The sequence below is a fragment of the Vreelandella salicampi genome (assembly GCF_013415105.1).
GTDB lineage: Bacteria > Pseudomonadota > Gammaproteobacteria > Pseudomonadales > Halomonadaceae > Vreelandella > Vreelandella salicampi.
Genome location: NZ_JACCDF010000013.1, coordinates 12,770 through 38,355, shown reverse-complemented (window position 1 = coordinate 38,355; position 25,586 = coordinate 12,770). Strand labels below are relative to the sequence as shown.

31 protein-coding genes are annotated in these 25,586 nt (G+C 62.9%); 12 read left to right on the top strand and 19 right to left on the bottom strand.

Features of this window, described 5'->3' with window-relative positions; translation table 11 throughout:
• Positions 1-112: 112 nt before the first annotated feature.
• A complete protein-coding gene (locus HZS81_RS14040) occupies positions 113-802 on the bottom strand; it encodes a DsbA family protein (RefSeq protein ID WP_241697512.1) in 690 nt (229 codons plus the stop codon).
• A gap of 89 nt (positions 803-891) precedes the next feature.
• Positions 892-1,806: a cation diffusion facilitator family transporter gene (locus HZS81_RS14035; protein WP_089680903.1), complete on the bottom strand. Its 915-nt coding sequence runs from the start codon at positions 1,804-1,806 to the stop codon at positions 892-894.
• A 207-nt stretch (positions 1,807-2,013) separates the two neighbouring features.
• Here HZS81_RS14035 and HZS81_RS14030 point away from each other — a divergent pair, with 207 nt between their 5' ends.
• The gene (locus HZS81_RS14030; protein WP_241697515.1) at positions 2,014-3,396 is read left to right on the top strand and encodes a DegQ family serine endoprotease; all 1,383 of its coding nucleotides are present in this window, start codon (positions 2,014-2,016) and stop codon (positions 3,394-3,396) included.
• A 176-nt stretch (positions 3,397-3,572) separates the two neighbouring features.
• Here the strand turns inward: HZS81_RS14030 and HZS81_RS14025 are convergent, their stop codons facing one another.
• Together HZS81_RS14025 and HZS81_RS14020 are read right to left on the bottom strand one after the other, a co-directional pair.
• Positions 3,573-4,028, bottom strand: coding sequence for a Y-family DNA polymerase (locus HZS81_RS14025; protein WP_179931180.1), 456 nt, complete (start codon positions 4,026-4,028; stop codon positions 3,573-3,575).
• A complete protein-coding gene (locus HZS81_RS14020; RefSeq protein ID WP_179931179.1) occupies positions 4,028-4,498 on the bottom strand; it encodes a LexA family protein in 471 nt (156 codons plus the stop codon). The genes HZS81_RS14025 and HZS81_RS14020 overlap by 1 nt, the downstream gene beginning before the upstream one ends.
• A 109-nt stretch (positions 4,499-4,607) precedes the next feature.
• On the opposite strand from HZS81_RS14020, the gene HZS81_RS14015 reads away from it, so the two are divergent.
• From HZS81_RS14015 to HZS81_RS14000, 4 genes are all read left to right on the top strand, one after another.
• Entirely contained in the window at positions 4,608-5,570 is a 963-nt protein-coding gene (locus tag HZS81_RS14015; RefSeq protein ID WP_179931178.1) for an IS1595 family transposase, read from the top strand.
• Between the two features lie 356 nt (positions 5,571-5,926).
• Positions 5,927-6,211, top strand: coding sequence for a type II toxin-antitoxin system TacA family antitoxin (locus HZS81_RS14010; RefSeq protein WP_022524195.1), 285 nt, complete (start codon positions 5,927-5,929; stop codon positions 6,209-6,211).
• Complete coding sequence (locus HZS81_RS14005) at positions 6,169-6,690, top strand: GNAT family N-acetyltransferase (RefSeq protein ID WP_022524194.1); 522 nt, start codon at positions 6,169-6,171, stop codon at positions 6,688-6,690. The genes HZS81_RS14010 and HZS81_RS14005 overlap by 43 nt, the downstream gene beginning before the upstream one ends.
• Before the next feature lie 154 nt (positions 6,691-6,844).
• Positions 6,845-8,338: a competence protein CoiA family protein gene (locus HZS81_RS14000; RefSeq protein ID WP_022524193.1), complete on the top strand. Its 1,494-nt coding sequence runs from the start codon at positions 6,845-6,847 to the stop codon at positions 8,336-8,338.
• A 23-nt stretch (positions 8,339-8,361) separates the two neighbouring features.
• On the opposite strand, the gene HZS81_RS13995 is transcribed toward HZS81_RS14000, so the two are convergent.
• From HZS81_RS13995 to HZS81_RS13985, 3 genes are all read right to left on the bottom strand, one after another.
• Positions 8,362-8,586, bottom strand: coding sequence for a hypothetical protein (locus HZS81_RS13995; protein ID WP_022524192.1), 225 nt, complete (start codon positions 8,584-8,586; stop codon positions 8,362-8,364).
• A 34-nt stretch (positions 8,587-8,620) separates the two neighbouring features.
• Positions 8,621-8,878: a helix-turn-helix domain-containing protein gene (locus HZS81_RS13990; RefSeq protein ID WP_022524191.1), complete on the bottom strand. Its 258-nt coding sequence runs from the start codon at positions 8,876-8,878 to the stop codon at positions 8,621-8,623.
• Positions 8,879-8,965: 87 nt separating this feature from the next.
• Positions 8,966-9,247 carry a hypothetical protein gene (locus HZS81_RS13985; RefSeq protein WP_022524190.1) on the bottom strand — a complete coding sequence of 94 codons (282 nt, stop codon included), beginning with the start codon at positions 9,245-9,247 and terminating at the stop codon, positions 8,966-8,968.
• Between the two features lie 242 nt (positions 9,248-9,489).
• Between HZS81_RS13985 and HZS81_RS13980 the strand changes: the two genes are divergently transcribed.
• From HZS81_RS13980 to HZS81_RS13960, 5 genes are all read left to right on the top strand, one after another.
• Positions 9,490-9,717, top strand: a complete 228-nt coding sequence (locus HZS81_RS13980; RefSeq protein ID WP_022524189.1) for a hypothetical protein — start codon at positions 9,490-9,492, stop codon at positions 9,715-9,717.
• 33 nt (positions 9,718-9,750) lie between these two features.
• Complete coding sequence (locus HZS81_RS13975) at positions 9,751-9,987, top strand: hypothetical protein (protein WP_022524188.1); 237 nt, start codon at positions 9,751-9,753, stop codon at positions 9,985-9,987.
• Positions 9,988-10,040: 53 nt separating this feature from the next.
• Entirely contained in the window at positions 10,041-11,684 is a 1,644-nt protein-coding gene (locus tag HZS81_RS13970; RefSeq protein WP_179931177.1) for a phosphoadenosine phosphosulfate reductase domain-containing protein, read from the top strand.
• 127 nt (positions 11,685-11,811) lie between these two features.
• On the top strand, positions 11,812-12,351 hold the full coding sequence (locus HZS81_RS13965) for an HD domain-containing protein (protein WP_022524186.1): 540 nt from the start codon (positions 11,812-11,814) through the stop codon (positions 12,349-12,351).
• Between the two features lie 101 nt (positions 12,352-12,452).
• Positions 12,453-12,920: a hypothetical protein gene (locus tag HZS81_RS13960; protein ID WP_022524184.1), complete on the top strand. Its 468-nt coding sequence runs from the start codon at positions 12,453-12,455 to the stop codon at positions 12,918-12,920.
• Between the two features lie 58 nt (positions 12,921-12,978).
• Here HZS81_RS13960 and HZS81_RS13955 read toward each other — a convergent pair whose 3' ends face one another.
• The 11 genes from HZS81_RS13955 to recD2 all read right to left on the bottom strand — a co-directional run bounded on the left by HZS81_RS13955 (position 12,979) and on the right by recD2 (position 19,993).
• Positions 12,979-13,494 (bottom strand): hypothetical protein, encoded by a 516-nt coding sequence (locus tag HZS81_RS13955; protein ID WP_022524183.1) that lies wholly within the window; start codon positions 13,492-13,494, stop codon positions 12,979-12,981.
• Positions 13,495-13,632: 138 nt separating this feature from the next.
• The gene (locus HZS81_RS13950; RefSeq protein ID WP_179931176.1) at positions 13,633-14,205 is read right to left on the bottom strand and encodes a hypothetical protein; all 573 of its coding nucleotides are present in this window, start codon (positions 14,203-14,205) and stop codon (positions 13,633-13,635) included.
• Positions 14,206-14,237: 32 nt separating this feature from the next.
• The gene (locus tag HZS81_RS13945; protein ID WP_022524181.1) at positions 14,238-14,546 is read right to left on the bottom strand and encodes a hypothetical protein; all 309 of its coding nucleotides are present in this window, start codon (positions 14,544-14,546) and stop codon (positions 14,238-14,240) included.
• 40 nt (positions 14,547-14,586) lie between these two features.
• Positions 14,587-15,027 carry a hypothetical protein gene (locus HZS81_RS13940; protein WP_053857264.1) on the bottom strand — a complete coding sequence of 147 codons (441 nt, stop codon included), beginning with the start codon at positions 15,025-15,027 and terminating at the stop codon, positions 14,587-14,589.
• A 47-nt stretch (positions 15,028-15,074) separates the two neighbouring features.
• Positions 15,075-15,482, bottom strand: coding sequence for a hypothetical protein (locus HZS81_RS13935; RefSeq protein WP_053857263.1), 408 nt, complete (start codon positions 15,480-15,482; stop codon positions 15,075-15,077).
• Positions 15,457-15,750, bottom strand: a complete 294-nt coding sequence (locus HZS81_RS13930) for a hypothetical protein (protein WP_022524177.1) — start codon at positions 15,748-15,750, stop codon at positions 15,457-15,459. Before HZS81_RS13930 ends, HZS81_RS13935 begins: the two co-directional genes overlap by 26 nt.
• Before the next feature lie 9 nt (positions 15,751-15,759).
• Positions 15,760-16,782: a helix-turn-helix domain-containing protein gene (locus tag HZS81_RS13925; RefSeq protein WP_022524176.1), complete on the bottom strand. Its 1,023-nt coding sequence runs from the start codon at positions 16,780-16,782 to the stop codon at positions 15,760-15,762.
• Between the two features lie 76 nt (positions 16,783-16,858).
• Positions 16,859-17,137 (bottom strand): hypothetical protein, encoded by a 279-nt coding sequence (locus HZS81_RS13920; protein WP_022524175.1) that lies wholly within the window; start codon positions 17,135-17,137, stop codon positions 16,859-16,861.
• Positions 17,134-17,607, bottom strand: a complete 474-nt coding sequence (locus HZS81_RS13915; protein WP_179931175.1) for a hypothetical protein — start codon at positions 17,605-17,607, stop codon at positions 17,134-17,136. Before HZS81_RS13915 ends, HZS81_RS13920 begins: the two co-directional genes overlap by 4 nt.
• Before the next feature lie 18 nt (positions 17,608-17,625).
• Positions 17,626-17,847, bottom strand: a complete 222-nt coding sequence (locus HZS81_RS13910) for an Rmf/CrpP family protein (protein ID WP_179931174.1) — start codon at positions 17,845-17,847, stop codon at positions 17,626-17,628.
• Positions 17,828-19,993 carry an SF1B family DNA helicase RecD2 gene (gene recD2, locus HZS81_RS13905; RefSeq protein WP_179931173.1) on the bottom strand — a complete coding sequence of 722 codons (2,166 nt, stop codon included), beginning with the start codon at positions 19,991-19,993 and terminating at the stop codon, positions 17,828-17,830. Before recD2 ends, HZS81_RS13910 begins: the two co-directional genes overlap by 20 nt.
• 460 nt (positions 19,994-20,453) lie before the next feature.
• Here recD2 and HZS81_RS13900 point away from each other — a divergent pair, with 460 nt between their 5' ends.
• Together HZS81_RS13900 and HZS81_RS13895 are read left to right on the top strand one after the other, a co-directional pair.
• On the top strand, positions 20,454-22,808 hold the full coding sequence (locus HZS81_RS13900) for a DNA topoisomerase (RefSeq protein ID WP_179931172.1): 2,355 nt from the start codon (positions 20,454-20,456) through the stop codon (positions 22,806-22,808).
• Positions 22,809-22,994: 186 nt separating this feature from the next.
• A complete protein-coding gene (locus HZS81_RS13895) occupies positions 22,995-23,531 on the top strand; it encodes a hypothetical protein (protein ID WP_179931171.1) in 537 nt (178 codons plus the stop codon).
• Positions 23,532-24,924: 1,393 nt separating this feature from the next.
• Here the strand turns inward: HZS81_RS13895 and HZS81_RS13890 are convergent.
• Positions 24,925-25,575: a helix-turn-helix domain-containing protein gene (locus HZS81_RS13890; RefSeq protein WP_179931170.1), complete on the bottom strand. Its 651-nt coding sequence runs from the start codon at positions 25,573-25,575 to the stop codon at positions 24,925-24,927.
• Between the last annotated feature and the right edge of the window lie 11 nt (positions 25,576-25,586).

Sequence of the window (25,586 nt, the reverse complement as noted above, 5' to 3'; positions counted from 1 at the left end):
TGTGCCCTGGCCGATGCCGGTTCGCTCGGGGATAGCAAGGTGTTCTCTTGCCAATGGGCCTCGGCCAGCAGAGGGCCCAGACCCACCAATCCTAGCAGCAACCAGCGCCGTGTCATGACGCATCGTCCTCGCCAGCGACCTCGGTCACCTCACGATTGACGGCGTCGACCAGTTCCTGCATGCCGAAGGGGTCCAACAGCTCACCATTGACGAAAAAGGTCGGCGTCTGGCGGATCTGGTTGGCCTTGACGTCTTCCTTGTCCTGATCAATGACCGCTTGTACCTCAGGGGAGTCAAGTTGTTCCTCTGCTGCAGCCCTGTCCAGACCGGCCTCGCTGGCGATATCCAGAATAGCGGCCTCATCGAAGCTGCCATGAGCCGCCCACTGGCTCTGCCGGGCCAGCAACGCTTCCAGCACCGGGTGGAAGACGTCCTGGCGCCTGGCGACTTCCAGCACGCGAATGGCGGTATCGGACACGTCTCCGTGGAAGGGCGTGTAGCGCACCACCAACCGCACTTGGTCGGGATACTCTTCCTGGATGCGCTTGGTCAGCGGATAGAAGGCACGGCAGGCCTCACAGGCCGGGTCGAAGAACTCCACGATGGTCACCGGCGCTTCTTCCGGCCCCAGAACAGGCGAGTGTGAGCGCACCAACGAATTGTCGGCCTGCGCGCCATCCTGGCTGGCCGCCTCGGCGCCCATGCCCAACAGCGAGGGTCTCGCTACGATCACGATAAGGGCGATCAGCATCAACGCACCAACCAGGATAAACGTCGCTTTTTTGTACATTGACTTCTCCAATTCAAATGGTTAAGCGGAAAGCACGACCAGAGGACTGCTGAGTGGGTCTCAACCGCTGATGGGTGCCTAATTCGGGGAATAGTGGCGTATCATCCATGCCCATAAAGATTGGCTCCCTCGTGCGCATGATCAATATGCTCGAATTCCAAGCTGGAGTGGCCAATGTCAAAGCGCGCTTTCAGTTGAGCCTTGATATCCGCCTTGATCGCCTCGAGCTGCTGCCAGCCTTCTCTCGTCGTCACCACGTGGCAATCAAGTGCGGCGGTATTCTCCTGCATTTGCCATAGGTGAACATGATGCACATCCTCAACCCCTTCGACGCTGCGCAGGAGATCAATGACTGATTGACCATCGACATCGGGTGGCGAGCCCAGCATCAGTGTCCGGATAGGGGTACCTATCTCCGTAAAGGCAAGATAGAGAATATAGAGTGCAATACCGATCGTAATCGCGGGGTCTACCCAGCGCATATCGTAAAGCAGAATCAGCGAGCCCCCAATGATCACCGCGATGGACGCAAACGCATCAGACAGGTTGTGCAGGAAGAGAGCCCGAATGTTGACACTATGTTTTTGCATCGACCAGGTGAGCAAGGCCGTTAGCGCGTCGACAAGAAGAGCGACAATGCCGATGATGACGACTATCCAGCCCTGAATCTCTGGCGGATCGATCATGCGCATGACGCCTTCATAAATTAGATAAAGCCCAACAAGAATGAGGGTCGTGTAGTTGATCAGCGCAGCGACAATCTCGATTCGTCCATAGCCAAACGTCATCTGAGAGTCAGGTGGTCGCCTCGCGATCTTGCGGGCCGCAAAGGCAATGACAAGGGCAGCCATGTCGGAAAAATTATGCAGCGCATCCGCGATCAGCGCGAGGCTTCCGGCCAGGATACCCCCAACAATCTGAGCAACGGTCAATATCCCGTTGGCCCAGATGGCAATGCTCACCCGACGGTCACCAGAGGTGGGGTCAAGATGGGGATGATCGTGATGATGTCCCATGCGTCATCCTTGTGGTGTCACCTGATGACACGGCAGTATAAAACCTATACCAACTCAAGGTTCAAGCTCGAATTATAATGAATGCCGAGCCAGGGCTAGGCGTGGTGGAACTTTGCATAGTGGGCGCTGTACCAGACATGGTTACCATCTCCCATGCCCCGGAAGGAGCTCATTGTGATACCCAAGCCTCACTCGCACACCTGGCTGATGAGCCTAGCTTTACTCTTGATGCTGTCGACGCCAGTCCTCGCCGAGCCACGGCTGCCAGACTTCACAGCGCTGGTCGACAAGGCCGCGCCAGCCGTCGTCAACATCTCCACCTCACGGGAGGTCGAGAGGTCCATGACGTCCTCTCGGCAGTTTGAGGGGCAGGAGGTGCCAGAGATCTTTCAAGAGTTCTTCGGCGACCGCATCCCGATGCCACCCGGCGGTGCGCCCAATCGCAATGAGGAGCCACGTCAGTCACTGGGATCGGGCTTCATCTTCGATGAAGACGGCTACATCATGACCAACGCCCACGTGGTCAAGGGCGCCGACAAGATCCTGGTGCGACTCAACGACCGTCGCGAACTCGAGGCCGAGCTCGTGGGGGCCGACGAGAAGACCGATGTGGCGGTGCTCAAGGTCGACACCGACAACCTGCCTACCCTGGAGCTGGGCAACTCCGACGACCTTCAAGTCGGCCAGTGGGTCGCCGCCATCGGTTCCCCCTTCGGCTTCGACCACTCGGTGACCTCCGGCATCATCAGCGCTATCAACCGCACTCTGCCCCAGGACGTCTACGTTCCCTTCATCCAGACCGACGTGGCGATCAACCCTGGCAACTCCGGCGGTCCACTGTTCAACCTTGATGGCGAGGTTGTGGGCATCAACTCCCAGATTCTGACCCGCAGCGGCGGCTACATGGGCCTCTCCTTCGCCATTCCCATCGATGTGGCGCTGGACGTGGCCAACCAGCTGCGCGAAGAGGGCTATGTGAGCCGCGGCTGGCTGGGCGTCAGCATACAGCCGGTGTCAAAGGACCTGGCGGAGTCCTTCGGCATGGAACAGGCCGAGGGTGCCCTGATCGCCCAGGTCGAGCCCGGCAGCCCTGCGGCGGAAGGCGGGATCAAGGCAGGTGATGTCATTCTCGAAGTCAACAGTCAGGAAGTAGACCACTCCACCACGCTGCCGCGCCTGGTCGGTCAGACGAGTCCTGGTGAGGAGGTCGACCTCAGAGTGTTGCGCGATGGCCAGCGAGAGCGCATCACGTTAGAGGTCGGCGAGTGGCCGAATGCCGGCCCCGAGCAATCCGATGGCGACCCGGTGCGCCTCGGGATCGTGGTTCAGCCGCTGAGTAGCATGGAACAGCGCCGGCTTGGCATTGATCACGGGGTGCGCATCGCCAAGGTCGATCCGACCGGCCATGCCGCTGCCGCTGGCATTCGCCCCGGCGATGTGCTGGTCAGCCTGGGCCAGCAACCGATAGAGAGCCCGCAACAGCTGACGGAGTTGCTGACCAACCTGCCGGACGACCAAACGGTGCCGGTTCTGCTCAACCGCGACGGCCGTGCCTACTTCGTGGCCCTGCGAGTGGGCAATGGTGACTGAGCAAGATCACTGTTTCCCTACCAGACCATAGTGGAGGGGCTCAAGCTCAGCGCTCAGACTTTCACCAAGGAAGTGACGCAGTTGTTTTGCTTTGCCGGGTGAACGGGCTGGGCTTGAGGTTCTAGTGAATATCACTACTTGCACAAGTCAGGACACATACTTGATAGAGCTTTTAGTCAAGTTTGCGTTTCTACGGATAACGCCAGGGTGCGCGAGGGCGCCACGCCGATCGATACCGGGATGCCCGTACAGCGCTGAACCTGCTGGCGCAGCTCAAGGGAGTGTGCTTGCATGGCCTCGAGGGAAAGCCCTGAGAAATCAACGAACTGCTCATCTATTGAGTAGGGCTCCACGGGACCGCTGAAAGCCCGCATGGTGGCCACCACCCGCCGTGCGCACTCCCCGAACAGCGGATAGGCCGAACTCAGCAACACGGTCTTCCGGCGCACCTCATGAGGCAGCTGGAATACCGGCGTGCCGTTGGCGACCCCCATCGCCTTCAGCTCGTTCGACCGGGCAACGATGCAGCCATCTCCCGAGGAGAGCACCCCTACAGGGCGCCCCACCAGCTCAGGCATGAACACTCGGAAGCAGCTGACGTAGAAGTTGTTGCAGTCGCAGTGCCCGATCATCACCGGCCTCGGCGACGATGGGAATGGATGTTGTGGGTGACCACGCCCCAGGTCTCACACTCCACGCCACGCAGCGCGATAGGCGGATACTCGGGGTTCCCCGACAGCAACGCCGGCTGGCCATGCCACTGGCCCAGCTGCTTGCAGGTCAGCTCCCCATCGAGGGCGACCACGATGATGTCACCCGTCACAGGCGCCAGCGATCGATCCACGATGAGCAGATCCCCGTCATAGACACCGTGGCCTTCCATGCTGTCGCCCTTGGCACGGCAGAAGTAGCTGGCGCTGGGGTGAGGGATCAGGTGCTCGGTGAGGTCCAGGACACGATCAAGCTCCGCGTCGGCGTGGATGGGGAACCCGGCCCTCACTTCCCCAGCCATCAGCGGCAGGGCATGGCGGGAATCGCAGGCCGATTGGCCCAGGATCTCAAGGCCCCAGGCGGTAACGTCATCATGCTGAAGGGGTGGCATGGCTCTCTCTCATAACTGTACATATGCGGCTATGTTGGTATCTGGTGTTGGCGTGCTTTAAAAAGACTGTATAAACTACTGTATATGCAGTTTGCCTCTGGAGTACGCCATGAAGCAAGCAGACCTCCAAGCCCTTGAGAAGACACTGGCTTCTCTCCCTGTTGATCTCAAGAAATACCTAGCGGATCAGCTGCTTGGGCAAATAAGCGCCCAGGCGGATACCCTGCTCGACACCGTGAGACCTCACCTTCCCTGCCCGCACTGTGGCGCGGAACACCCTGCCAAGTGGGGGCGCAGCGGTGGCCTGCAGCGGTATCGCTGCCGGAATCCCGACTGTCGCAAGACGTTCAATGCTCTCACCGGCACGCCCTTGGCCAAACTGCAGCACCGCGACAAGTGGTTCGACTACCTGCGCTGCATGCGAGACAGTCTGACGTTGCGCGTCTCGGCGGCCCGAGTAGGCATTGATTTGAAGACGGCCTTTCGGTGGCGACATCGCTTCCTGAAAACGAGCGCTGAAGAAAACGCCACCCCACTATCCGGCATCATCGAGGTAGACGAAACCTACTTCCCGGAGTCCAGCAAGGGGAAGCGTAATATCACTCACCGCAAACCTAGAAAGCGTGGTGGGCAAGGTAAAAAGAATAAAAAAGCGGATAAAATTCCGGTGCTTATTGCACGTGATCGCAATGGGAAGATTAGTGAGCTAGTGGATCCGGCGCTCCAAAAGTCGACTGTCCATGAATTCCTGGCGCCGATAATCGATCGCGACTCGATTTTATGTTCTGACGGACACAGCTGGTATAAAACCTTCTCTGCTGACCATGGCATTGCCCACCATCGTCTAATCACACTCGATAACCAGCGCGTGCTCGGCAAGGAATACCACATTCAGAACGTGAACGGCTATATGAGCCGATTGAAGGGCTGGATGTCGCGTTTCCATGGGGTGGGGACGGCGTATTTATCCAATTACCTAGCATGGCGGCGGTTGTTTGAAACCGCGAGGCCAACCGAGGAAGCGTGGTTTCGCGTAGCGATAGGCGCAGACCAACACCAGATACCAACATAGCCACATATGCACAGTATCGGAGAGACAGCAGGATTGCTGCAAGCCAGCCTTACATCCCAAGGGGCGCCGGGCGCCAGCAACCTACCCCCCCCCCCCCCCCCCAGTAACGCCTATGGCTACACGTATAGACATGAGCGTTACAGAGTGCTATCTTAACCTTGTCACTGGACCAAGCCAGCTGACCTCGATGACGAAGAGCCTGGCTACTTCGCACGATATAAACCAAAAGGAGAAAGACATGTGTAAATCAAATATCGCCATGGACAAGCTGCGGATATGCAAATCGCGGCGGATGTAAACCGGCCCGCCAGGGTCAAAGGAGAGCTTATAGCCCATCCACTGAGCAGGTAAATATTATGAGCCAAGTTGCAGAGGCGCGAGACAAGTTGTTGCCTCTCAATATGCGCGTTGAGAGTCGTAAACGCGCCCTTATTGATAGGGCTGTCGCCGAGTTGGGTGGAGATCGAACCAGTTTCGTTCTCGAAGCAGCATGCCGCCGTGCCGAAGATATTTTGCTGGATCGGCAGGTATTTATGCTGGATGACGACTCGTTTGAAGCCTTCGAAAGGGCGCTAGAAACCCCTATCGAGGATAACCCATGTGTAGTGAAGCTGATGAACCGAAAGAAACGCTGGACGTAAAGATTAAGGCTCCCGAAAAACTCGGGGAGCACCATGATATATCTGAGTTTGACTGCGGCCGCCCCTCGCTCAATGACTTCCTGAAGTTGAGAGCATTGAAAAACGCCAGGCGTCGGGCGACCGTTACCTATGTGGTCTGTTATGAAAGCGGGGATCAGGTGGCTGGCTATATATCGCTGGCCACGGGGGCAGTGATGCGCCAAAGCGCCCCCAAGAGGATGCAGCGCAACATGCCCACGGAAATACCCGTGGTAGTGCTGGGCAGGCTGGCGGTAGACCAGCGCTGCCAAGGGATTGGGCTCGGTGCCGACCTTCTGGCCGAAGCGGTCGATCGCGCCCTCGCTGCTGCTGAGCATGTTGCGGTGCGTGCATTGCTGGTCCACGCGCTTGATGAAGAGGCGGCGGCGTTTTACAAACGTCACGGATTCATCGAGACGCCATTCGACCCCATGGTGTTGATGCTGTCCTTGTCGGGGTAGAGCCCCCGAAATGACAGATGGGAGGCTCCTGCCTCCCATGGCTAAGGCAGGCGGCTAGTAGTAGAAGGCCGCTTTGCCCTAGCTGCCGCTTAACCAGTCCTCCCACACACCCTGGCCAAGAAGGAATTGCCGGCTTTGCTGGCGCCAGCTGCCCATGGCTTACGACGCCAAAATCCCCTATGGCCTGCGAGATGATCGCCTTGTCCATGTCAGCCAGTTATCTCGAGGCGAACGCGGGAGCCGTTGCGGCTGCGTCTGCCCTGAGTGCAAGTCGCCACTGACGGCTCGTATGGGAGAGGTGAACCGGCACCACTTCGCCCATTCAGGCGGGAACCGGCCCTGCGCCGGAGGCGCCGAAACCGGCATTCACCTCGCAGCAAAGCAGATGATTGCCGATAACCTGGCGATTCCAGTTCCTCTTTTGCAAGCATCACTCGAGGGTAAGGACAGCCTGGGATACTCGGTCAGGGAGTCCAAGGTCATCTTCAAGGGGTGCGATCGTCAGCCGGTCGACAGGGCCAAACTGGAGCACCACCTGGGCGACATACGCCCAGACCTCATTGTGACCCTGGCAGGAAACGAGATCCTGATCGAGGTCGCCGTAACGCACTACATCGATGATGAGAAGCTGCGTCGTCTGGAAGCGAGAGGACTACGGTGCATCGAGATCGATTTAGGCGACATCCCCCGGACAGTGACACCGGCCGAGCTGGAGTCTTACGTTTATGACCGGGGACGCGCCTACTGGATCGTGAACCCCAAGCTCGCTGCGGCCGAAGCCGCTCTACAGCCCAGACTCCAGCAAGCCATCGACCGAGAAAACGCTCGCATCGAGAAAGCTCGCCAGGAGCGCGAGGAGGAGGGTCGCCGTCTCCGCGAACACTATGCCCGCATGGAGGCGCACTACCAGAAGCTGGAGGAGGCGGCCGAAAAGCGCCGTCAGGAGGACGAGAAGAAGCGCCGCCAGGAGGAAGAAGAGAGGCGCCAGCGAACACAAAGGGAACTTCAACAAGCGGCAGAGGCCAGGCAGCGCCGGGAGGCCGAGGAGAAGCAGCGCCAGCAACTCGCCTGGGAAGAGGAGCGCAGCCAGTTGGACCTTGACGGCATGCGCGGGAAAGCACAGCACCTCCTCAATGCTTGCCAGGATCTGGAGGCGCAATGGCGTCATGCCTCTGTGCCGGAGCGATTGGCGCTACCGATGGCACGTCGCCATGTGCCCCGCGCTATGGCGAAGATGGAGGTCACCGAGACCCCACGCGCCCTGGCGACTTCCATTGCCTATGACTGGATGTTCAACGTGTCGCCTCAGGAGTGGAAGCTGGTTGCCTTCTTCGAGGAAGTCTATACCCATAGTCACCTCCGCAAGCAGGAGTGGGTGTCCATTCTCGACGTTGAGCGCTGCATCAAGGAATTCGGCTATCGACCCGCGAGACCTCTCCTGGCTGCCGAAGAGCTGCTGAATACTGCCCAGTATTACCGGGTGCTCTCCGATGACCCTGGAATACTGGCGCTGGCACAACTCCCCAGGCCTCTCGGCGCGGTCGCTGAGTTCCTGGGCGAGCTAGCCAGTCATGGCATGATCCAGCTGCGACCTGGGCCGATTGACCAGCTGGCGCTGATCCCAGAGCTACCACATCGCTGGCGCTGAGCCACAGCAGGGTGAGGCGTTGATCAGCCGAGGCGTCTCGCCTCGACTCCGCCCTGTGTGGCTAACCGCTGCCGCAACCGTTCGTTCGCATCCAGTTCGTGCTCGCGCTCTCTGAACCAGTGGTCCCGGCGCTCAATGGCCTGGGCCTTCTCGTCTTCCAGGCGGGCTACACGTCTTGCCAGGCGAATGCACTCGCACCGCAGCTCTTGCTCCGACATGACGTGGTAATGTGCGATCGCAGCTCCCATCTCAACACCTCCTTGCCTTCTCAGCCCCTCCCCATCACGACTTCGGCTTGGGGATCTTCACACCTTCCAGGTTGTAGTGCTCGCCCAGCTCGATAGCCCGACGCACAGATTCCAGTACCGGCTTACGCACCGTGCGATAGCGGGTCGACTCCGGTGAGGCAAACCAGCCCTTCACCGTCTCGACGCTGTAGCCCGTCAGGGTCGCGACATGCTCTTGCTTCAGCCCATGGCGCTCCATGAGCTGGCGCAAGGCCTCGTTGTTCGATGTGGTCGATGTCTCCGATTTGCTCATCTACGTCTCTCACTCAGGGCCGCCCACCTCGGCGAGTGGCCAGGTTCATGGAGGCGCCTGCGACATTCTGCTGACGCCAGGGAAGGGTCACGCCTCAAGCCCCCAGCGCTGGCGGGCACGATCCAGCGCCGACCCGGGCGCGGGCTCCTGGGCCTCCTCAGCGTTGAAGTGCGCCAGCAGTTCGCCGAATAGTTCTCGGTCGTTCAGATCGAGGTCGATCCCTACGAGGCGGTCGACAGCCTGATGAATCTCGATAGTCGTCCAAGGATCGAGCTGAGCGACCTCCTCGTTGTCGCGGATGAGGCGCTGAATTTCGGCGTGGCCCTTGATCGTCGCCAGCTGGCGGTCACGCATCTCTTCACCCGACATATAGCCTCCGGTTGCACGGCTTGAACATAACGCGAATGTTATATGTGCAATGCACACCTTTGCAAGTGTGCCCCATCCCCACGATAGCGCCTGATAGATATTCATGAACATCGGAAACCTATCTTCTTTCCGGCAAAAAAAGTGTGCGCCCTCCTTGAAAAAGTGTGCATTGCACACTAGAATAACAGTCATCAGGTGGAGGCCAGGGCCTCCCGAATAGCGCCAACACAGGACGAGCATCGATGACGACCTACTTCATCCCCCTGTTCTCTCTTCCCACCATCGTGGTCGAGCCCGGCCACTACCTGACCCGGGCCGGAGAGCGCGTCCTGGTCGAGCGGGTTTCCAGCCGGCACGACTTCAACTGCACTGGGCGCTATGCCAGCTGCGGCACCGCCGAGCGGTGGCACAAGACCGGAAGAATCATGGCCACCTCTGAGACGCCCAACGACATCGTGAAACGCCTGTAACCAGCTACCAACATCCAAACGTGAGGAAGCCCCATGAAGCTCAACATCATGCACCCGCTCTATGTCGTCGCCGGCCTCTCCAGCCAGAGCGAGCCCGGGAACCAGTGGATGCCGATCTCAACGCAGACCTACCCGGTGCAGGAAGTCGCCGAGCGCGAGGCCGAGAAGATGGCCCGCCGTGCTCGTCCTCACGAGCAAGTCGGCGTCATCGAATACAGCGCCGATGGGGCGCGGCTGGTCGGCCAGGTCCATCAAGGCGCCAGCGCCTGAAGCACGACCACGCATCGCACGAGCCGAACAACGACAAGGGAAGGGAGTAGACCATGAACCTGGCGATCAACCTGGACACCGAAACCGCAGCACCGACCACTTTCGAGCCGACCGCGGCGCCGCTGCCCCAGCGGGCGCGTCAGGCTATCGACCTCCTCAAGGCGATCGTCACCGAGCAACCCACCTCACTGCTGATCGCCTATTCGGGCGGCAAGGACTCCACCGTGGTCACCAGCCTCGCGCTGGCGGCCCTGGCCGAGCTGGCGCAGGAAGGGAAGCTGAGTGCAGACATCGAGCACATGGCCGTGACCTCCAACACCGGCATCGAGAACCCCGTGATCGAGCGCCATGTCGGCAGCCATCTGCGAGCCATGCGGACGTTCTGCGCCGAGCACGCCATCCCCCTGAAGGCACAGTGGGCCTTGCCGAGCCTGGCCGAGAGCTGGCAGGTGAGCGTCCTGGGTGGCCGCCGCCAAATGGCCTGGCCCAGCGAAGGGCAGAGCCAATACTGCTCTGTCGACTGGAAGATCAAGCCGATCGACACGCTCAAGCGCCAGCATGCCAAGTCCCTTCCCAAGGGAGTGCGTCAGGTGACTCTGCTGGGCAGCCGGTTCGAGGAGTCCGCTCGCCGTGCGGCGAACATGGCCGACCAGGGCGCCGGGAGCGGCGTGGTGGATCACCAGGGGCGCCTGCTGGCTTACCCCATTGCCGATTGGACGACCAGCGACGTGTGGGACTACATCCTGTTCGCCCAGCCCTTTGGACAGGGAGGGCCTTTCCCGAGCTACGCCACCTCTCTGGCGGACGTGCTGGAGGTCTACAACAGCGCCAACGGCGAGTGCTCCATCGTCGGCGACAGCGGCAAGCGGACCCCGTGCGGCGCTCGCACCGGCTGCTGGGCGTGCCCGTATGCCGGCAAGTCTGACGAAAGCCTCACCAACATGGCCAAGGACAACCCGGAGATGGCGCCGCTGCTGGCGCTGCGCCAGTACATCGTCTCACTGCGTCATGACGTGGGCGCCCGGAACTTCATCGGCACCGACATCAAAGACGGTGGCGACATCAATATCAGCGCTGCTGGCTATAGCGGCCGAGTCTTGCTGGACCTGCTGCGGGCCTGCCTGACCCTCGACGCCGAGGAGATGGAGCGCTCTGACAACCCGGCCTTCCAGATCATCACCCCGCAGGAGCTGGTCGCGATCGAGTGGAACTGGGCAATCCGTGGCATCCAGGTGCGCCCGTGGGAGGCCACCCGCGCCTGGGTCGAAGTCCACCACCAGGGCAAGCGCTTCCCCATTCCCAGCGCCAGCACCGCAGCCCCGGCTCAGGCAGGCGGCCAATCACTGCACCCCTTGGAAGGGGAGACCCTGGGCTCTGTCACCACCCCGCTCATGGCCCATGCTGGCGTCACGGTGGCCACCGGCTCTCGCCTCGAGGTTGACCCCGAGGGCGCCATGGAGATGCTGAGCATCGAGGGCGACATGCTGGCGGCCGACACCGAGAAGGCCCCGGAGAGCGTGGCCAACTCGCTGCTCATGCGTGGCGTGGTCAGCATCCCGGCCAGCCGCCGTGGCGAGCTGGATCGCCGCCTCACCGCGGTCGCCCGGCTGCGCGAGGAAGGCGTCATGCAGTGGGCCTTCCACGGTGGCCGCCCTGAGCTGGCCAGCAATGAATTCCAGCTGGCGATGGTGGGATAACCCACCAACTGGCCCCGGGGCAGCCCGGGGCCTCAGTTTCGCATGCGAAATCGTCACTGAGCGGTGACCTGGCGCCAGCAGGTAAACTCCAGGCACACGGATCAAGCGACCAACCGGAGACAATCCCATGAGCTGGACTATCGACTCAGCCTCCCTCGAGGCTCAGGCCCGGCTGTTCACTCGCGGCGCCTATGCCGGATCAGAGATTCGCCCCAATCTGGCGGGCCTCGAGGAGAACTCCCATCCCAGGGCAGTGCTTCGGCTGCTCGAGCAGGCCAACCTGTCCTCGCCTGAGACCCGGGCCGCGGCCTGGCTGCTGCCCGCTGTCGAGCGCACAGCCACCATGATCGAGGACATTCGCGAGGTATTCGGTAGCGAGGTCGCGGATCTGGTCCGGGCCGCCGTCCCGGAGAAAGAGCCCAGCGAGGCAACGACCGTGGAGGAGATGCTGGCGCAGGAGCGGGCGATCGTGGCCGGCAGCAGCTCCCTGGCTCAGACGCTGGCGGTTTGCTCGATCATCGCCGACATCGAGACAGACGCTGACGGGGCGGTGGACATGCTCGACCACTATGCCGCCTGGCTCGAGGGTGCCACTCAGGCGCAGCCCTTCCTTCGGCGCCGCGCCCAGCGCAGCATCGAGGCTGGCTTGGCCACCGCTGAGGAGTGATCGACGCCAGCGAGAGGGCTCCGCGTCAGCAGGCGCTTGCGTCCTCATGAAAGTAGGTATGATCGGATCACTGGCCTGGACAAGAACACGGGACACTCGCCATGGAACTCATCATCAAGCTCCTCCTCTGCGCAGCCGGTTTCGGCGGCCTCTCCTGGGCCTCTTGGGGCTTCGCTTCGAGCCACGATACGGGCATGACGTTGATGGCGCTGGTTCTCGGGGTCGCCGCGTTCATCTGCGGCTTTTTGGCCATCGCCAAGGTCATTCACTACAGCAAGTGGGCGGCCACCCTCTTCTGGATCGCCATGCTGGGCACGCTGACATACACCTTCCCGCCGCTTGGCCTCACCCAGCTAGGCTGGCTTGGCTGGGGGATCATCGCCTTCCTCGCTGTCTGGTCTCTCATCGTCGTCGCCTACAAGCCGGCTGCTGGCGCCAGCAAGAAGTCCTATCTCGGCAACTATGACGTGTATAGCGGTGATGGCTCCCCGACAGGGATCGACTACAGCGGTTACCCATCGGCAAGGGCTATCCGCCATGGCACCTACAGATCGACAAACGACCTATGAAAAAGGCCCCCGGGAGTGATCCTGGGGGCCTTTCAGCTTGTGGGGTGGAGCCTGCGGCTTACCAGCCCCAGGGGGATTGCAGCTCGCTGGAGACCGCCAGAAGCTCGCGTAGCCCGGTAATCTCGTCAGTAACGGCGATCTTGTAGGAGATCCGCTGGTTCATCTCCAGGGTCTCATCGGGCTCGCCTTCGGTGTGGAAGTCGACGCGGGTATCCTTCATCTCGTACTCACCCTCGTTGTGGAACCACTCCACGATATGGGTGGCGCCACTCAGCAGAGACAGCTCCTCCTCGGGCAGGCTGCTCTCTGCGACGAACTGCTCATTGAAGCCGTCGACCCCCTCGAGGTCGCACTCGTACCGCACCACCTCACGACCACGGCTGTCCTCGATCACCTCCCAGCTCGTGCTGGCGCACACGGCCCGGCGATCCAGAGCCTGCTCATAGGTCAGCGAGGAGCCCACCGGAAAGGTCTTCTCCTTGAGGTCAGAGATCACGGCGCTGTCACCGCCACAGCCGGCGAGGGTCAGCATCGCCGCGGCCGGCAGCAGGGCAATCAGGTTCCGCTTTCGCATAGTGTCATCCCTTCTATTCAGGTTGTGTGGGCGCCTCACGCCCTTCTGTTATCCGAGGGTGGGTCACCCTCAGCTGTCACCCGGGGAAGCTCCGGGCACGTCACAGAGGCCTCTCCGGTAGGGGCTCCATGATTCGTTCTACCCATCCACCACCAGGGTCCGGCCGTTATCACCACCACCGATGGCACCTTGCATGGCCGCGTAGATGCGCTTGATCCCCCGGTCGGACTTGAGACGCCTGAGCGCCTTCGGGACGAAACGCCAGAGCCCCATCATCTCGTCGGGCAGGTCACCGGCTACCCAGGCCTCCTCCACGGTCTCCTCGTCCAGCTTGAAGCCCACAATCTTGAGATGGTGATCGGTGCCGGCCGCGACGAGACTCCGGTAGTAGGCTTCCGGCTCCTCCAGGGGGTCAGCGTGCTTGTACTGGTCCCAGGGCTGGTGGTAGAGCACATTGGGCTTGGGCACGGTTTGCCAGGTCGACAGCACCTCCTCGGGGCCATCCCACTCGACCACCAGGGCCGCGCCAGCTGCCTCCACCTGCTGGCCATCCGGGGCCTGGGCGGCGGGCTTGCCGCGCACCACCGTGGCATACAGGTTCAGGCAGGCATCCGTGTTCATCGGGTCAACCGAGAACGGGACATACCGGCCCGCCTTCGCGATCTGGTAGGCCTGCACCGGCCCGGTCACATGGAACAAGCATGTCGCCATGGGTTCTCCTCAAGTAGTGGTGGGCGGCCGGGTCACTCCATCTCTTCCCGAAGCTCGGCCAGTAACGTCTCGCGTTCCTTTTGTGCTGCCTGGAGGTCAGCATCATCGAAGGGGAAACCCCGACGCTCGGCTGCCGCCATCAATGCGTCTCGATCTGCGGGATCACCCAACATGTCGTGCCAGCGGCGAAGCTGCGTCACGACCTCGGAGTGATAAAGCTCGTAGTGAAGTCCGCAGCCAGACCCAGCCCCTTCCTCGGCCATTTCGACAAGTCGGCGAGGCTTGATGAGGCAGCCAGGTTGGCTCTGCCTGGGGTTCGCAATGAATCCGTCAGGGGTCACGTCTATCCTCCTCCATCCCTCAATGGCTGGCGTCAGAGGGTCAGTCATCGTCCTGCTGCGCCTGGAGCAGGGCGGTGATCTCCCGTTCGACCGATGCCACGGCTGGCGCCAGCGTCTCGTCCACTTCCTCCCTGCCCAAGCGGGCGACTTCTTTCCAGCGCTCCAGGGCATCCCGGGACACGAGGTAGGTTCGGGCACAGTCGCCCTCGGGCACCTGCATCTGAAGCGACTCCAGCAGCTCGAGGTCGCGCATGGAGAAGACCTGGACGGCCGGCACCAGCAGCCCTGCCTCTTCTGCCTGGCGGCCTGTGGAGGCCTTGTCCCAGTCGCGCTCGGCGCTCTCGAAGGCAGGGTGGGTGGCGGTCTGGTAGCCACAGCGCTGGCAGGACAGCCAGTGGGCATGGAACCAGTCGGTCACTCGCCGCAGGTAGTCCGGGCTGTCCTCGCAGCCGCAGACAGGGCAGGGCGCTCGCTCTGCCATGACACCTCCCGGTGCTTGCTGGGTGATGGGTTCTTGAGACCGGACATTCATGCGAAGCCCCCGGAGAGCTGGCTCAGTGACTGAGCCCGCGCATTGGCGCTCTCGCGCACGATGTCGGGAGAGAAGCCGGCACCACAGTGGACCTCATCGATCATCACCAGCTGGAGGTAGCCGCGGTTGATCAGGTAGTTGCCAAAGCCCTGATCGGAAATATCGCGGTGCGAGAAAGCCCCGGAAGCCTCCATCTCGTTGATCTGCTCGATGGTCACCAGCCCCTTGTTGAGGGCGTCGAGCGTCCCCTGGCGATAGGGCGCCTGGCGGCAATACTGCTCGGCCAGCTCGCCCAGGTTGAGATCCACGAGCGCCCGGTACAGGCCGCTGCACTGGTAGTAGGTGGTCCCACCACTGGAGAGCGCCAACAGCTCTCCCTTACGGTGACTCGGCTTCGCCATCATTCGGTCCCCCTTGGTGTTCTTGTGCCCCTCTCTCGAGGCCGGCATGCGCCATGCGGTGAGCGCTGACCATGCAGGCATAGGCGGAATGCAGCGCATCGCCGATGATGCGATCCGCAAGCTCGAGAGGGGTGGTATCGGTAATGCCGGCCCGCCGAAGATCCTGTTCGATGACGGCGCGGTGGCGCTGGTACTCCTGGAGACGACCGGCCAGAGACTCGTCCGGGGCCTGCTCCGGTGACGGGTTCACGGTATGCAGTGAAGTGCCCATCTCTACCTCCTACGTTGCAGCACGGCTCATCGGTTGCGCGTCGATGATGGAGGCCAGTCGCTCCAGGGCCGTGATGGAGATCGTCCTCTCGCCTGCCGCGCTACGCGCCTCATGGCGGCGCAGCAGGGAGAGATCCCGTGGCGAAACCCCGTGGTCTCGGCAAAACGCCGCCTGGGTGGTCCCGCGCTCTTCCAGCAGCTGCTCCAGGGCCTGTCGCAGCGCGACAATATCGGCGTACTCGAAGTGGCCCTTGCTCAGCTCGCTCTCATCGTTGGTCTCACTCATGCTGGGCTTGCCCAGCCTGGGCTCGAGGTTGAAGGTCACGGCCTCGGGAGATGGGGTGCTCGGCACGGCCACATCCTCTCCGAGGCCAGCAGTGCCCTCGGCCAACCTGTCGCCTGAAGAGGTAGGGCCACCGCTGACAGCTGGCGCGGGCACCGGCCGCCCCATGCGCGACAGAGACGTGATCGCCAGCACGGCCGACAGCTGGAAGATGATCAGCGCCAGCGCCTGCATCACGACCAGCGCCTGCTGGCGCCAGGTCATGGCCTCGGCCGGGGGCGTCGACAGCAGCTCGGCCAGCTCGGCATCGACCTCGGTGAGCCGCGCCTGGGCCTCCTGGATGGGCGTGAGCCAGCCTGCCCGGGCCTCGCTGTTCTCCCGGAAGGTCACCAGGCTCTCCTCCAACCGCGCTGCCTCCTGGGTCAGCCGCTCGATCCGCAGCTCACGGCCGGCGTCGACATGCGAGGCCGCCTGCCACTCCTCCACCAGAGGCTCACAGACGGTGTAGACCGGGCCGGTGAGCGCGAGCACGCTGGTCACCAGCGCCAGCGCTCGTCGCGCCAGCTGGCGCTGATACCAGAGCCACAGGGCGACGACCTCGAGGAGCACCGCCCAAGCCCAGCCCATCGGGCCGACGAACTCGGTCCAGAACTGGATGGCGTGCAGCTGAAGCAGGGCGATCGCGCCGGTCAGCACCAGCAGCGCCGGCAGCTTTTCCAGGTATCGGGTTGTCGTTGTCTTGTCTCGCACAGGCTCACTCCCACACACGAATCTCACACCAGCCGACGAGGCCACCTCCCCTTGCCAAGGAAGGGGCCGAGGTCGTTCACAGCGAAAACGTCACCACGCCGTTGCGCATGACCGGCTGCATGGCCATGTCCACCGGCTCTCCCAGCCGCGGCGCCGGGGGCGGCTCGGGTGTCTCGGGCTCGGGGGCGGTCATCCGAATCGCGGTCGACAGCGCCAGCATGGCGGCCCAGGCCACCATCCAGCGGATCAGGAACGGGCGATCGGTCAGGCGGGCTCGCCGGGTGACCAGCTTCGCCGTCAGGAACAGGGCATAGAGGAGGGCGGCTACCCACACCAGAACCAGGAGGCGCGTCATAGGCCACCTCCTGCCACGGCAGCATCCGGGCCGATTTCGCATGCGAAATCCCGGTACTGGCCACCGGCCGCCTTGTGCTGGCGCAGCTTGGCCGTCAGCGCCAGCCCCGCCTCACTGAAGGTCAGGGTGGTGCCGGGCTCGACCTGCTCGGGGCCGACCGTGAACAGTCCCTCGGCGGCGAAGTCCTGCACGCAGCTCCAGTCGTCGTGCCACGGGTCCGGCTGGGTGCCGTCCGCCAGCGTCGTGGCATGCTCCGGCCGCATCACCATGCCCGGGCGAACCGGGTGACTCGGGCGCTTGGGGCGCGGGCACTGCTCGGCCAGGACGCGGTAGTGTCTACGATTGGCGGTCATGCGCGGATCAGCGCCCACCTGGAAGCCGGCCATCTCCACCATCACGGCTTCGACGTAGGCCAGGCAGCGCCAGTGGTCTCGGCCCCACCGGGCCATCGGAACGTAGGCTTGCTCCATCTGGATTCTCCATCTTGGTCAGGGGCGAGGGTCGCCGTTGCCTGTGGCGGCTGGCGCCAGCGCCAGCTCGCGATCTCGGTCTTCCCAGCCGTGCAGCCAGGCATTGCGGAAGGCCCGCGAAAAGGTCAGTCGGCCGCAGTCCTTCCGGTAGTCGTTGTAGGGGCAGGCATGCCGGGGGTCGCCACGGTCGCGTGCTTCCCACCCCTTCCTCTCGGCGCCATCAAGCGCTCGGTTGGCCATGGGGCTCTCCTTCTTCTATTGCAGGGGTGGGCTGGCGCAGCCACAGCGGCAGGGAGGTCAGCCGCCGCTGCCCGGTGACGTGCCGGGCCGCTCGCTCGATGGCCGAGGGGTGGCCCACGAGCACCACGCGGCGCTTCCCCCGGGTGATGCTGGTGTAGAGCCACTGCCGCTCGAGCATGTGCCAGTGCGATCGCGCCAGCGGGATCACCACGGCGGGGAACTCCGACCCCTGGGCCTTGTGGCCGGTCATGGCGTAGGCGAGCTGCAACTTGCCGAGGGCATCGCTGGTGAACAGCACCTCCCGGTCCTCGAATCGCGCCAGCACCGTCTTTTCCTCGGGGTCGGCCGCCACCACGAACCCGAGGTCGCCATTGAAGACCTCCCGGTTGTAGTCGTTCTCGGTCTGCACGATCTTGTCGCCGGCCGCCCAGCGCCGGCCATTGATCGTCACCGAGCCCCGGTCGCCGGGGATGTGATAGGCCCGCAGCGCGTCATTGAGCGATCGGGTGCCCACCGGGCCGCCGTGCATGGGCGTCAACACCTGCACCTCATGCAGAGTGTCGAAGCCATGCGCCAGCATCTCGGTCGTGGCCACGCGGAACGCCTCCTGGAGGACCAGCTCCGGGTCACTGCCCTCGGGCACCGCGACAATCTCGAAGTCGCTACCCGGGACAGACTGGGGCGGGTGTCCCTGATTGACGGCGTGCGCCTGGACGATGATCTGGGAGCCTTCCCCCTGGCGGCGGATCTTCTGCAACCGGGCGACAGGCACTCGCCCCGAGGCGATCACATCCCGCAGGACGTTCCCCGGGCCAACCGAGGCCAGCTGATCTTGGTCACCGATGATGTAGAGCCGGCAGTGGTCGGGCAGGGCGACGACGAGGGCGCGGAACAGCTGCACGTCCACCATCGAGGCCTCATCGATGATCACCACGTCCGCCTCGATCGGGTTGTCCGCATTGAACTCGAAGCCGTTGGCGCCAGCCCCCAGCAGCCGGTGAATGGTCGTCGCGGGTCGCCCGGTCGCCTCGCTCATCCGGCGTGCGGCTCGCCCGGTAGGCGCACACAGCGCCAGCTCATAGCGACTGTCATCCAGGGTCTGCGCCAGCACCTCGGTCACCGTGGTCTTGCCGACCCCCGGGCCGCCCGTGAGCACCGCCACGCCATAGGCCAGACAGGTCACCAGGGCTTCACGCTGCTCGTCGCTGAGCACGCGCCCATCGGATAGCTCGCCATCGACACTGGCCAGCCCGCTGTCCTCCCAGGGGACCGCTCGCGCCAGCAGGGCAGCGGCGACCGTGCGCTCTGCATTGATCAGCGCCGGCAATCCCACCAGCCCGCCATCCACCTGCTCCAGCTTCTCGTGCGCCAGCAGCAGCTCAACCACCGAGGTCGTGCGTGCCACATCCACCTCGAGGAGCTTCGCGCCTTCCGAGGCCAACTCCCCCGAGGTTGCCAACGTGTGGCCCGAGGCTGAGCGGGCATCCACGACATGACGCAGGCCGGCGATGATGCGATCCCGGTGCGTCAGCTCGAAGCCCATCGACCGCGCCATGGTGTCGGCGATGCGAAACCCGATGCCGCGAGTCTTGAGCAAGGTGCGGTAGGGGTTGGCCGACACCTTCGCGATGGTGTCCTGGCCCAGCTGGCGGAATACCGACATGGCCCGCGAGGCGCCGAGGCCGTGCCCCTGGAGGAAGATCAGGGCTTCCCGAGCTTCCTCATACTCGTTCCAGCTGCCGGCGATCCGTGCGGCCTTCTTCTTGCCGATACCGGGCACCGCTCGCAGGGCTTTCTCGTCGCCCAGGACATCACGCAGGCCGTCGCCGAAGTGCGCGACCAGCCGCTTGGCGAAGGTCGGGCCGACACCGGCCACCTTGCCGCTGGCCAGGTAGGCGCCCAGGGCCTTCGACCCCCGGGGCACCTGGGTCACCAGCCTCTCGGCCTTGAACTGCTGCCCGAAGCGGGGATGGGTCGTCCAGGCGCCATGAGCCTCTACCGACTCCCCCTCATTGAGCGGCTGGCACACCGCCACGAGGGTCACCTCGCGTTCCGCCTCATCGCGCACGGTCAGGATCTGGAATCCCTCCTCGCCCACGAAACAGACATCGGCAACCACTCCGCTCAACTGCTCCAGGTTGTCCATGGATCTACCTCACAAAAAAAAGCCCGGCTGGGGAGAGCCGGGCAAATGCAGGGTGGGAGTCAATAGGCTCTGGCAGAGCGGCGCGGCCTATTAGCACGCCCGGGACACGCCCGACTGAAGCGCTGGTTCTACTACGGGGGAGCCCACTAAGCGGTGTGAGAGAGAGAAGCCGGATCAGGGCTGCTCAGTGGGCTCTCCGGTAGCCCCGGTGACCGGGACGACCAGGCGGCTGATGCGCATCCCCAAAGCCGCGTCAGGGGAGAGAGAGGAGTCACGGGCGCACTCCGCGTAATTCGGTCGGCAGGGGTTTCGCTGTTTCCTCTGCCTATGTGTTGCTATACTAGGCGACGATTTATAGGAATGCAACACACCCAGGGAATGGAAGACATCGTATTGTCGGCATGCTCCCGAGCGGGGCGATATTCCGCTCGACAATCCCTACCGAAGGACAACCAACAGGATGACATCACAAGCACTCATTCTGTGTGAGAAGCACTCGGATCAGGCAGACAAGATAGCCCCTGCCCTGGGGCTGACACGCAACGGCTCTTCCTATACCGGCACCTGGAATGGGGTCTCCCTGACGCTGGTATGGGCGGCTGGCCACCTGCTGGCGCCGGTCGAGCCTGCCGTTGTGAGCCCTGAGGCCAACTGGCGTGATCCACGCAGCCTGCTGCCGCTGCCTACCGCTTTTCCGCAGACCCCGACAGACCGGGGGAAGAAGTACCTGGGCAACCTGAAGAAGGCCCTCTCCCAGGCCAGTGAGGTGTGGCTGGCGACCGACCCCGACCGTGAGGGGGAGGCGATCGGCTACGAGGTTCTGCAACACGCGAAATACCGGGGCACGGTGAAGCGCATGTGGCTCACCGGCTCCATGGAAGCGTCAGACGTGCAGGCCGCGGCCAAGCGCCTCCGGGAAGGTGGGGAGACCATCTCCTACTGGCGAGCCCAGCAGGCCCGCGCCAACGCCGATGGCTTCTGGCAGTACCTCGTTCGGGCCTACACCGCGTCCGCCCGCATCGGGCTCATGGGCAAGGATCTGGGCAAGGGGAAGGGCAAGGCCGGCGTCGTTTCTGCCGGCCGTGTGCAGTCCGCCACCCTGGGGCTGGTGGTCGATCGCGATCGCACGATTGAGGGCTTCGTCCCGGTCGATCACTACCAGGCGAAGATCACCCTGGGCGGTGGCGAATTGAGCTATGCCCCGGTCGATCCGCCTGCTGGCGCCAGCGGCATCAAGCTCCAGGACGATGGCAAGCCGCTGTTCCTGGACCGGGACGCCATGGAGGCCTTCACACAACGCCTCGAGGGCGCCGACACGGCCGACATTCTGGCCGCGGACACCAAGCAAACCGCCAAGCACCCACCGCTTCCCTACAGCCTCACCGCGCTCCAGCGGGACATGTCCAAACAGCACGGGATGACGGCCACGCAGACCCTCAAGGCGGCCGACGCCATGCGGAGCGATGGCTACCTGACTTACCCCCGGACAGAGCACGGAGAGCTGCCTGCCAGTCTCTACAACCGGGATGACCTGCTGGCGATCCTGGGGGGCGCTGCCAAGGCCGATGACGGGCTCATGGCGCCAGCACGCCTGGCGGGTCGCCGGCACTGCTTGGAAGGGGCCGATGTGCCGCGCCCACGGTGCTTCACCGACAAGCCGATGAACCACCACGGGATCATCCCCACGCACAAGACACCGGACCTGTCGGCACGCTCAGACGCCGAGCGAAAGGTCTACCTGGCGTGTGCCCAGCAGTTCATACAAGCGCTGCTCCCACCGGCCACGGTGGAGTCTCTGAAGGTCAACGCCAGCGTCGATGTGGAAGACGTACTGGAGCGCCAGCCAGCGCTGTTCGCCGGCACCTTCAAGCGCGTCGTTGACCCGGGCTGGATGACCGCGTTCCAGACGCCGAAAGCGCAGAAGGATCTCCCCCCGCTGGTATCCGGCGCCAGCCTGCCCATCGAAGCCGTGAGGCTTCACGAGGCCCGCACGGAGCCTCCCAAGCACTTCACGCTTGACACCCTGCTGAGCGCCATGCTCAACGCTGGACGACAGGTTGAAGGCGAGGATGCAGCAGCCCTCAAGAAGGCCGAGGGAATCGGCACCCCGGCCACCCGCGACACGGTGATTCAGACGCTCTTCGATCGCGAATACATCGCCACTCAGCGCAAGGGCAAGCAGCAGCTGATCGTGTCCACTCCCCGAGGCCGCGCCTTCATCGATAACACCCCGCGCATGCTCTCCGATGTCCGCGTGACGGCCGCCTGGGAGCGCGAACTCGACGCGATCCAGAACGCCTCCAGCGATGCCGAGGCCAAGCGGCTGCGCGACACCTTTATCACTCAGCAACGCGACTTCATCACCACCCGCATCAACGAGGTTATCGAGACCATGGACAACGCCCCCGAGGCCGTTCGTGAGGCCACCAACGCACCGACCGAGAACATGATTGCCGCTGCCCGGAAGATCGCTGCCTCGCGTGATCTGGAGCTACCTGAGAGCATTGAGCACAGCTTCGACACCTGCCGCGCATTCCTGGATGAAGTGATGCAGCAGACGCCCCCGCCCACCGACAAGATGAAGGCGTTGGCGATGCGCCTGGCGGACGAGAACGGCGTCACCTTGAATGGTGAGCTGACCTCCTTCAGGGAGTGCAAGGCGTTCATCGACAAGCACCTCCAGAACGGGGAGCCGACCCCCAAGATGCTGGCCGCCGCTGAAGCCGCCGCCAAGCGCTACGGGGTCAAGATTCCCGAGGCCGCCCGCACCTGCGTCAAGGAGTGCCGGCTGTTCCTGAGCGAGCACCCGCGGTAGCCGCGCACGAGGCCCGCCCGGGCACCCCCTGGGCGGGGATAGACACACCAGATCGACCACCTGCATGCCGCTCGAATAGGCCCTTCCCCTCGCCAAGGAAGGGGGCGAGAGAACACGGATTGAACCCTCTCTCACTTGAGGGGCAGGCAACCGCTCTGGACATGGTAGGTGACACAGGAATGACGCATGACCGATAGCGTATCCAGCAACACAGAGGGGGCTTCCCCGACACAGCGCAAGTCGCGTTATAGACGCACGGTAGACAGGCAAACCTACCTGGACGAGTCCGCCCAGATGGTAGGCGCCCTGAGTCATGACATCACGGCCATCATGGGGGAGTACAACCGCCAGCTAGTAGACCTCCATGAGCGGTTGCGTGACGCTCAGCCGCGCTCACACGGCGCCGTCCTGATGGACCTCAACCGCTGCGGGTACGGGTGCCTTGGGTGCCCGCATCCGGTGTGGGTGAAGTGGATGGACAAGCAGAAGAATAACCGCCAGTCCGCCTCCAAGTGGATTGCCGTTCGACTGTCTCGCCCAGGCACCGCCGCACGCTCGAAAAGCATCCCCGACGAGGCCCGCGAACTGATTGCTGAAGCACAGGCGCTGATCGAGCGTAGAGCCCGTTTTATCGATCACCTGAAGCGCATCAACAAGGCCATCGGTGCAGCTCGCAGTACACGTCCCGACCTAGGGTTTCAGCACACAGGGGAGGGTGAGTAGAGCATCCTGATACGGTATCGCTGACAAGCGGCAAACAGGCTCCCGGGGCATCTCGCGGAGCCTTTTTTGTGGCTGGCAGATAGAGCGATAAGACACCGCCAGAGCGTCCCATAGAGCGTTATCCGAGATGGCATATACCGGCACTACAGGCGACATGGGTGTGCGATCGCCAGGCTGAATCCTTAGGGGGTACGAGCGCACCGCGGGAAAGCATCCCCAACGGGCAGAGGTGGCGACAGTGCGAACGACTTATCGGCGCGTGAGCGACCACGGGGAGTGTGTGCCTGTCGGGGTGTGGGGAGGCCATGCCACCGTGCCTGCGGCTGGCGCTTTCGGTGCGTGAGCGACCACGGCGAGTGTGTGCCTGTCGGGGTGTGGGGAGGCCATGCCACCGGGCCTGCGGCTGGCGCCTTCGGTGCGTGAGCGACCACGATGAGCGTGTGCCGTTCGGGGTGTGGGGAAGCCATGCCACCGTGCCTGCGGCTGGCGCTTTCGGTGCGTGAGCAGCCACGGCGAGTGTGTGCCTGTCGGGGTGTGGGGAGGCCATGCCACCGGGCCTGCGGCTGGCGCTTTCGGTGCGTGAGCGACCACGGCGAGTGTGTGCCTGTCGGGGTGTGGGGAGGCCATGCCACCGGGCCTGCGGCTGGCGCCTTCGGTGCGTGAGCGACCACGATGAGCGTGTGCCGTTCGGGGTGTGGGGAAGCCATGCCACCGTGCCTGCGGCTGGCGCTTTCGGTGCGTGAGCGACAGCAGCCAGGGCCAGTTAGAACGAAGTGCCTTTGGGGCGAATTCTGGGTTTTGGATCGAGCAGGGCTAGGCATTTCGAGGCCCGCCTCGTATTCAGGCCGCGGAGCGGCCCATGTGCTTTTCGTTTTGCAAGCGGCAGTGCCCAAGCGTGGACACCACAACGCAGTTTTGCTGCCGTCACAGAACGAAGTCCATACGGGCGAAATGGCAGGATGGGAAACCACCAGGGCTAGGCATTTCGAGGCTTGCCTCGTACCCAGGCCGCGGAGCGGCCCATGTGCTTTTCGTTGTATGTGGAAAGGGTCTCGAGCATTGAGTACAAGCAGCGGTCGAGCATTACCAGGAGCGCTGGAAAAGTGCTGATATGCCAACTAATTATGCCCAAATATGAGCCCCGATATAGCTTTACCAGAGCACCATGAAGAGCGTTTCAGGAGCGGTTTCCATGAGATCGCCAACGGAATGCTCTATCTCAGACCTGCGGCAAGATGCGTCTAACCCGTTCGATTCCCGTAATCATAGTCAAGTCATGGGAACGGGGATCGATTCCCGTACTGGCCAATCCAGGGCCGGGGCTCATAGGCTTCCTACTGAAGCCAGTCGGCACGCCGTTCAGGCGCTCCCTGACCTTGGTAAGGGAATTCGCCTAGCTGCTCGAGGGGTACTCAGCCCTGAAATCTTCCATGGCTTTCAACAGGTCCAGGTAGTCAACGCCACCCGTGATCAGCCGAGTCTTGGTGGCTCGCTCGTACATCCAGACACTCCATAGCTTCATGTGGGTTGAGGCCCCATCGAGATCCTTGGGCATCATGCCGCCCCACTCAGGATCATCAGCCATGAAGTGAAGTGCCCTGTCGATTGCGCGATCCAGGTCATTCTGAGGCGAGTAGAAGTCCTCCAAATGAACCTGCTCGGCCAGGATCATGACAGCCAGCACGGGATAGTTCAGCCACTCCGCGAATCGCTCTACCACATCCCGGCCCAGGGTAGTGGCCTGACGCCGGCCTGTTTTCAGGTGGCTCAACGTGGAAGGTGCTATGCCAAGGCTCTCGGCCAGCTCAGTGATAGAGATCCCTTCACTTACCGCCCGCTCAAAGATGATTTGAACCAGCTTGTAGCCTGGGGCGTCTGGCTCGATTTGCAGATAGTCACTCCGCGGCCCCTTAGGCTTTCCCTTCTGCCCACCCTTCGGGCCGGGGCCTGGCTTGCGCTTTCCGGCCTCAATGACCTTCTTCAGGTCGTCGTTTTCATTGTCGTGATCCAATGCTCTCTCCCATACGCCGGAATTCGACGCCACTCACATGTAAC

Bases quoted from the DNA above. Each gene is read 5' to 3' on its own strand.
- HZS81_RS13955 (WP_022524183.1), bottom strand. From the start codon at position 13,494: ATGCGAAAGCGGAACCTGATTGCCCTGCTGCCGGCCGCGGCGATGCTG.
- HZS81_RS14015 (WP_179931178.1), top strand. From the start codon at position 4,608: ATGAAGCAAGCAGACCTCCAAGCCCTTGAGAAGACACTGGCTTCTCTC.
- recD2 (WP_179931173.1), bottom strand. From the start codon at position 19,993: ATGGACAACCTGGAGCAGTTGAGCGGAGTGGTTGCCGATGTCTGTTTC.
- HZS81_RS14030 (WP_241697515.1), top strand. From the start codon at position 2,014: ATGAGCCTAGCTTTACTCTTGATGCTGTCGACGCCAGTCCTCGCCGAG.
- HZS81_RS13930 (WP_022524177.1), bottom strand. From the start codon at position 15,750: ATGGGCACTTCACTGCATACCGTGAACCCGTCACCGGAGCAGGCCCCG.
- HZS81_RS13940 (WP_053857264.1), bottom strand. From the start codon at position 15,027: ATGGCAGAGCGAGCGCCCTGCCCTGTCTGCGGCTGCGAGGACAGCCCG.
- HZS81_RS13980 (WP_022524189.1), top strand. From the start codon at position 9,490: ATGACGACCTACTTCATCCCCCTGTTCTCTCTTCCCACCATCGTGGTC.
- HZS81_RS13995 (WP_022524192.1), bottom strand. From the start codon at position 8,586: ATGGGAGCTGCGATCGCACATTACCACGTCATGTCGGAGCAAGAGCTG.
- HZS81_RS13950 (WP_179931176.1), bottom strand. From the start codon at position 14,205: ATGGCGACATGCTTGTTCCATGTGACCGGGCCGGTGCAGGCCTACCAG.
- HZS81_RS13960 (WP_022524184.1), top strand. From the start codon at position 12,453: ATGGAACTCATCATCAAGCTCCTCCTCTGCGCAGCCGGTTTCGGCGGC.
- HZS81_RS13975 (WP_022524188.1), top strand. From the start codon at position 9,751: ATGAAGCTCAACATCATGCACCCGCTCTATGTCGTCGCCGGCCTCTCC.
- HZS81_RS13935 (WP_053857263.1), bottom strand. From the start codon at position 15,482: ATGATGGCGAAGCCGAGTCACCGTAAGGGAGAGCTGTTGGCGCTCTCC.
- HZS81_RS13920 (WP_022524175.1), bottom strand. From the start codon at position 17,137: ATGACGCGCCTCCTGGTTCTGGTGTGGGTAGCCGCCCTCCTCTATGCC.
- HZS81_RS14010 (WP_022524195.1), top strand. From the start codon at position 5,927: ATGAGCCAAGTTGCAGAGGCGCGAGACAAGTTGTTGCCTCTCAATATG.
- HZS81_RS13915 (WP_179931175.1), bottom strand. From the start codon at position 17,607: ATGGAGCAAGCCTACGTTCCGATGGCCCGGTGGGGCCGAGACCACTGG.
- HZS81_RS13965 (WP_022524186.1), top strand. From the start codon at position 11,812: ATGAGCTGGACTATCGACTCAGCCTCCCTCGAGGCTCAGGCCCGGCTG.
- HZS81_RS13990 (WP_022524191.1), bottom strand. From the start codon at position 8,878: ATGAGCAAATCGGAGACATCGACCACATCGAACAACGAGGCCTTGCGC.
- HZS81_RS14000 (WP_022524193.1), top strand. From the start codon at position 6,845: ATGGCTTACGACGCCAAAATCCCCTATGGCCTGCGAGATGATCGCCTT.
- HZS81_RS13910 (WP_179931174.1), bottom strand. From the start codon at position 17,847: ATGGCCAACCGAGCGCTTGATGGCGCCGAGAGGAAGGGGTGGGAAGCA.
- HZS81_RS14020 (WP_179931179.1), bottom strand. From the start codon at position 4,498: ATGCCACCCCTTCAGCATGATGACGTTACCGCCTGGGGCCTTGAGATC.
- HZS81_RS14035 (WP_089680903.1), bottom strand. From the start codon at position 1,806: ATGGGACATCATCACGATCATCCCCATCTTGACCCCACCTCTGGTGAC.
- HZS81_RS13985 (WP_022524190.1), bottom strand. From the start codon at position 9,247: ATGTCGGGTGAAGAGATGCGTGACCGCCAGCTGGCGACGATCAAGGGC.
- HZS81_RS14025 (WP_179931180.1), bottom strand. From the start codon at position 4,028: ATGATCGGGCACTGCGACTGCAACAACTTCTACGTCAGCTGCTTCCGA.
- HZS81_RS14005 (WP_022524194.1), top strand. From the start codon at position 6,169: ATGTGTAGTGAAGCTGATGAACCGAAAGAAACGCTGGACGTAAAGATT.
- HZS81_RS13900 (WP_179931172.1), top strand. From the start codon at position 20,454: ATGACATCACAAGCACTCATTCTGTGTGAGAAGCACTCGGATCAGGCA.
- HZS81_RS13895 (WP_179931171.1), top strand. From the start codon at position 22,995: ATGACCGATAGCGTATCCAGCAACACAGAGGGGGCTTCCCCGACACAG.
- HZS81_RS13970 (WP_179931177.1), top strand. From the start codon at position 10,041: ATGAACCTGGCGATCAACCTGGACACCGAAACCGCAGCACCGACCACT.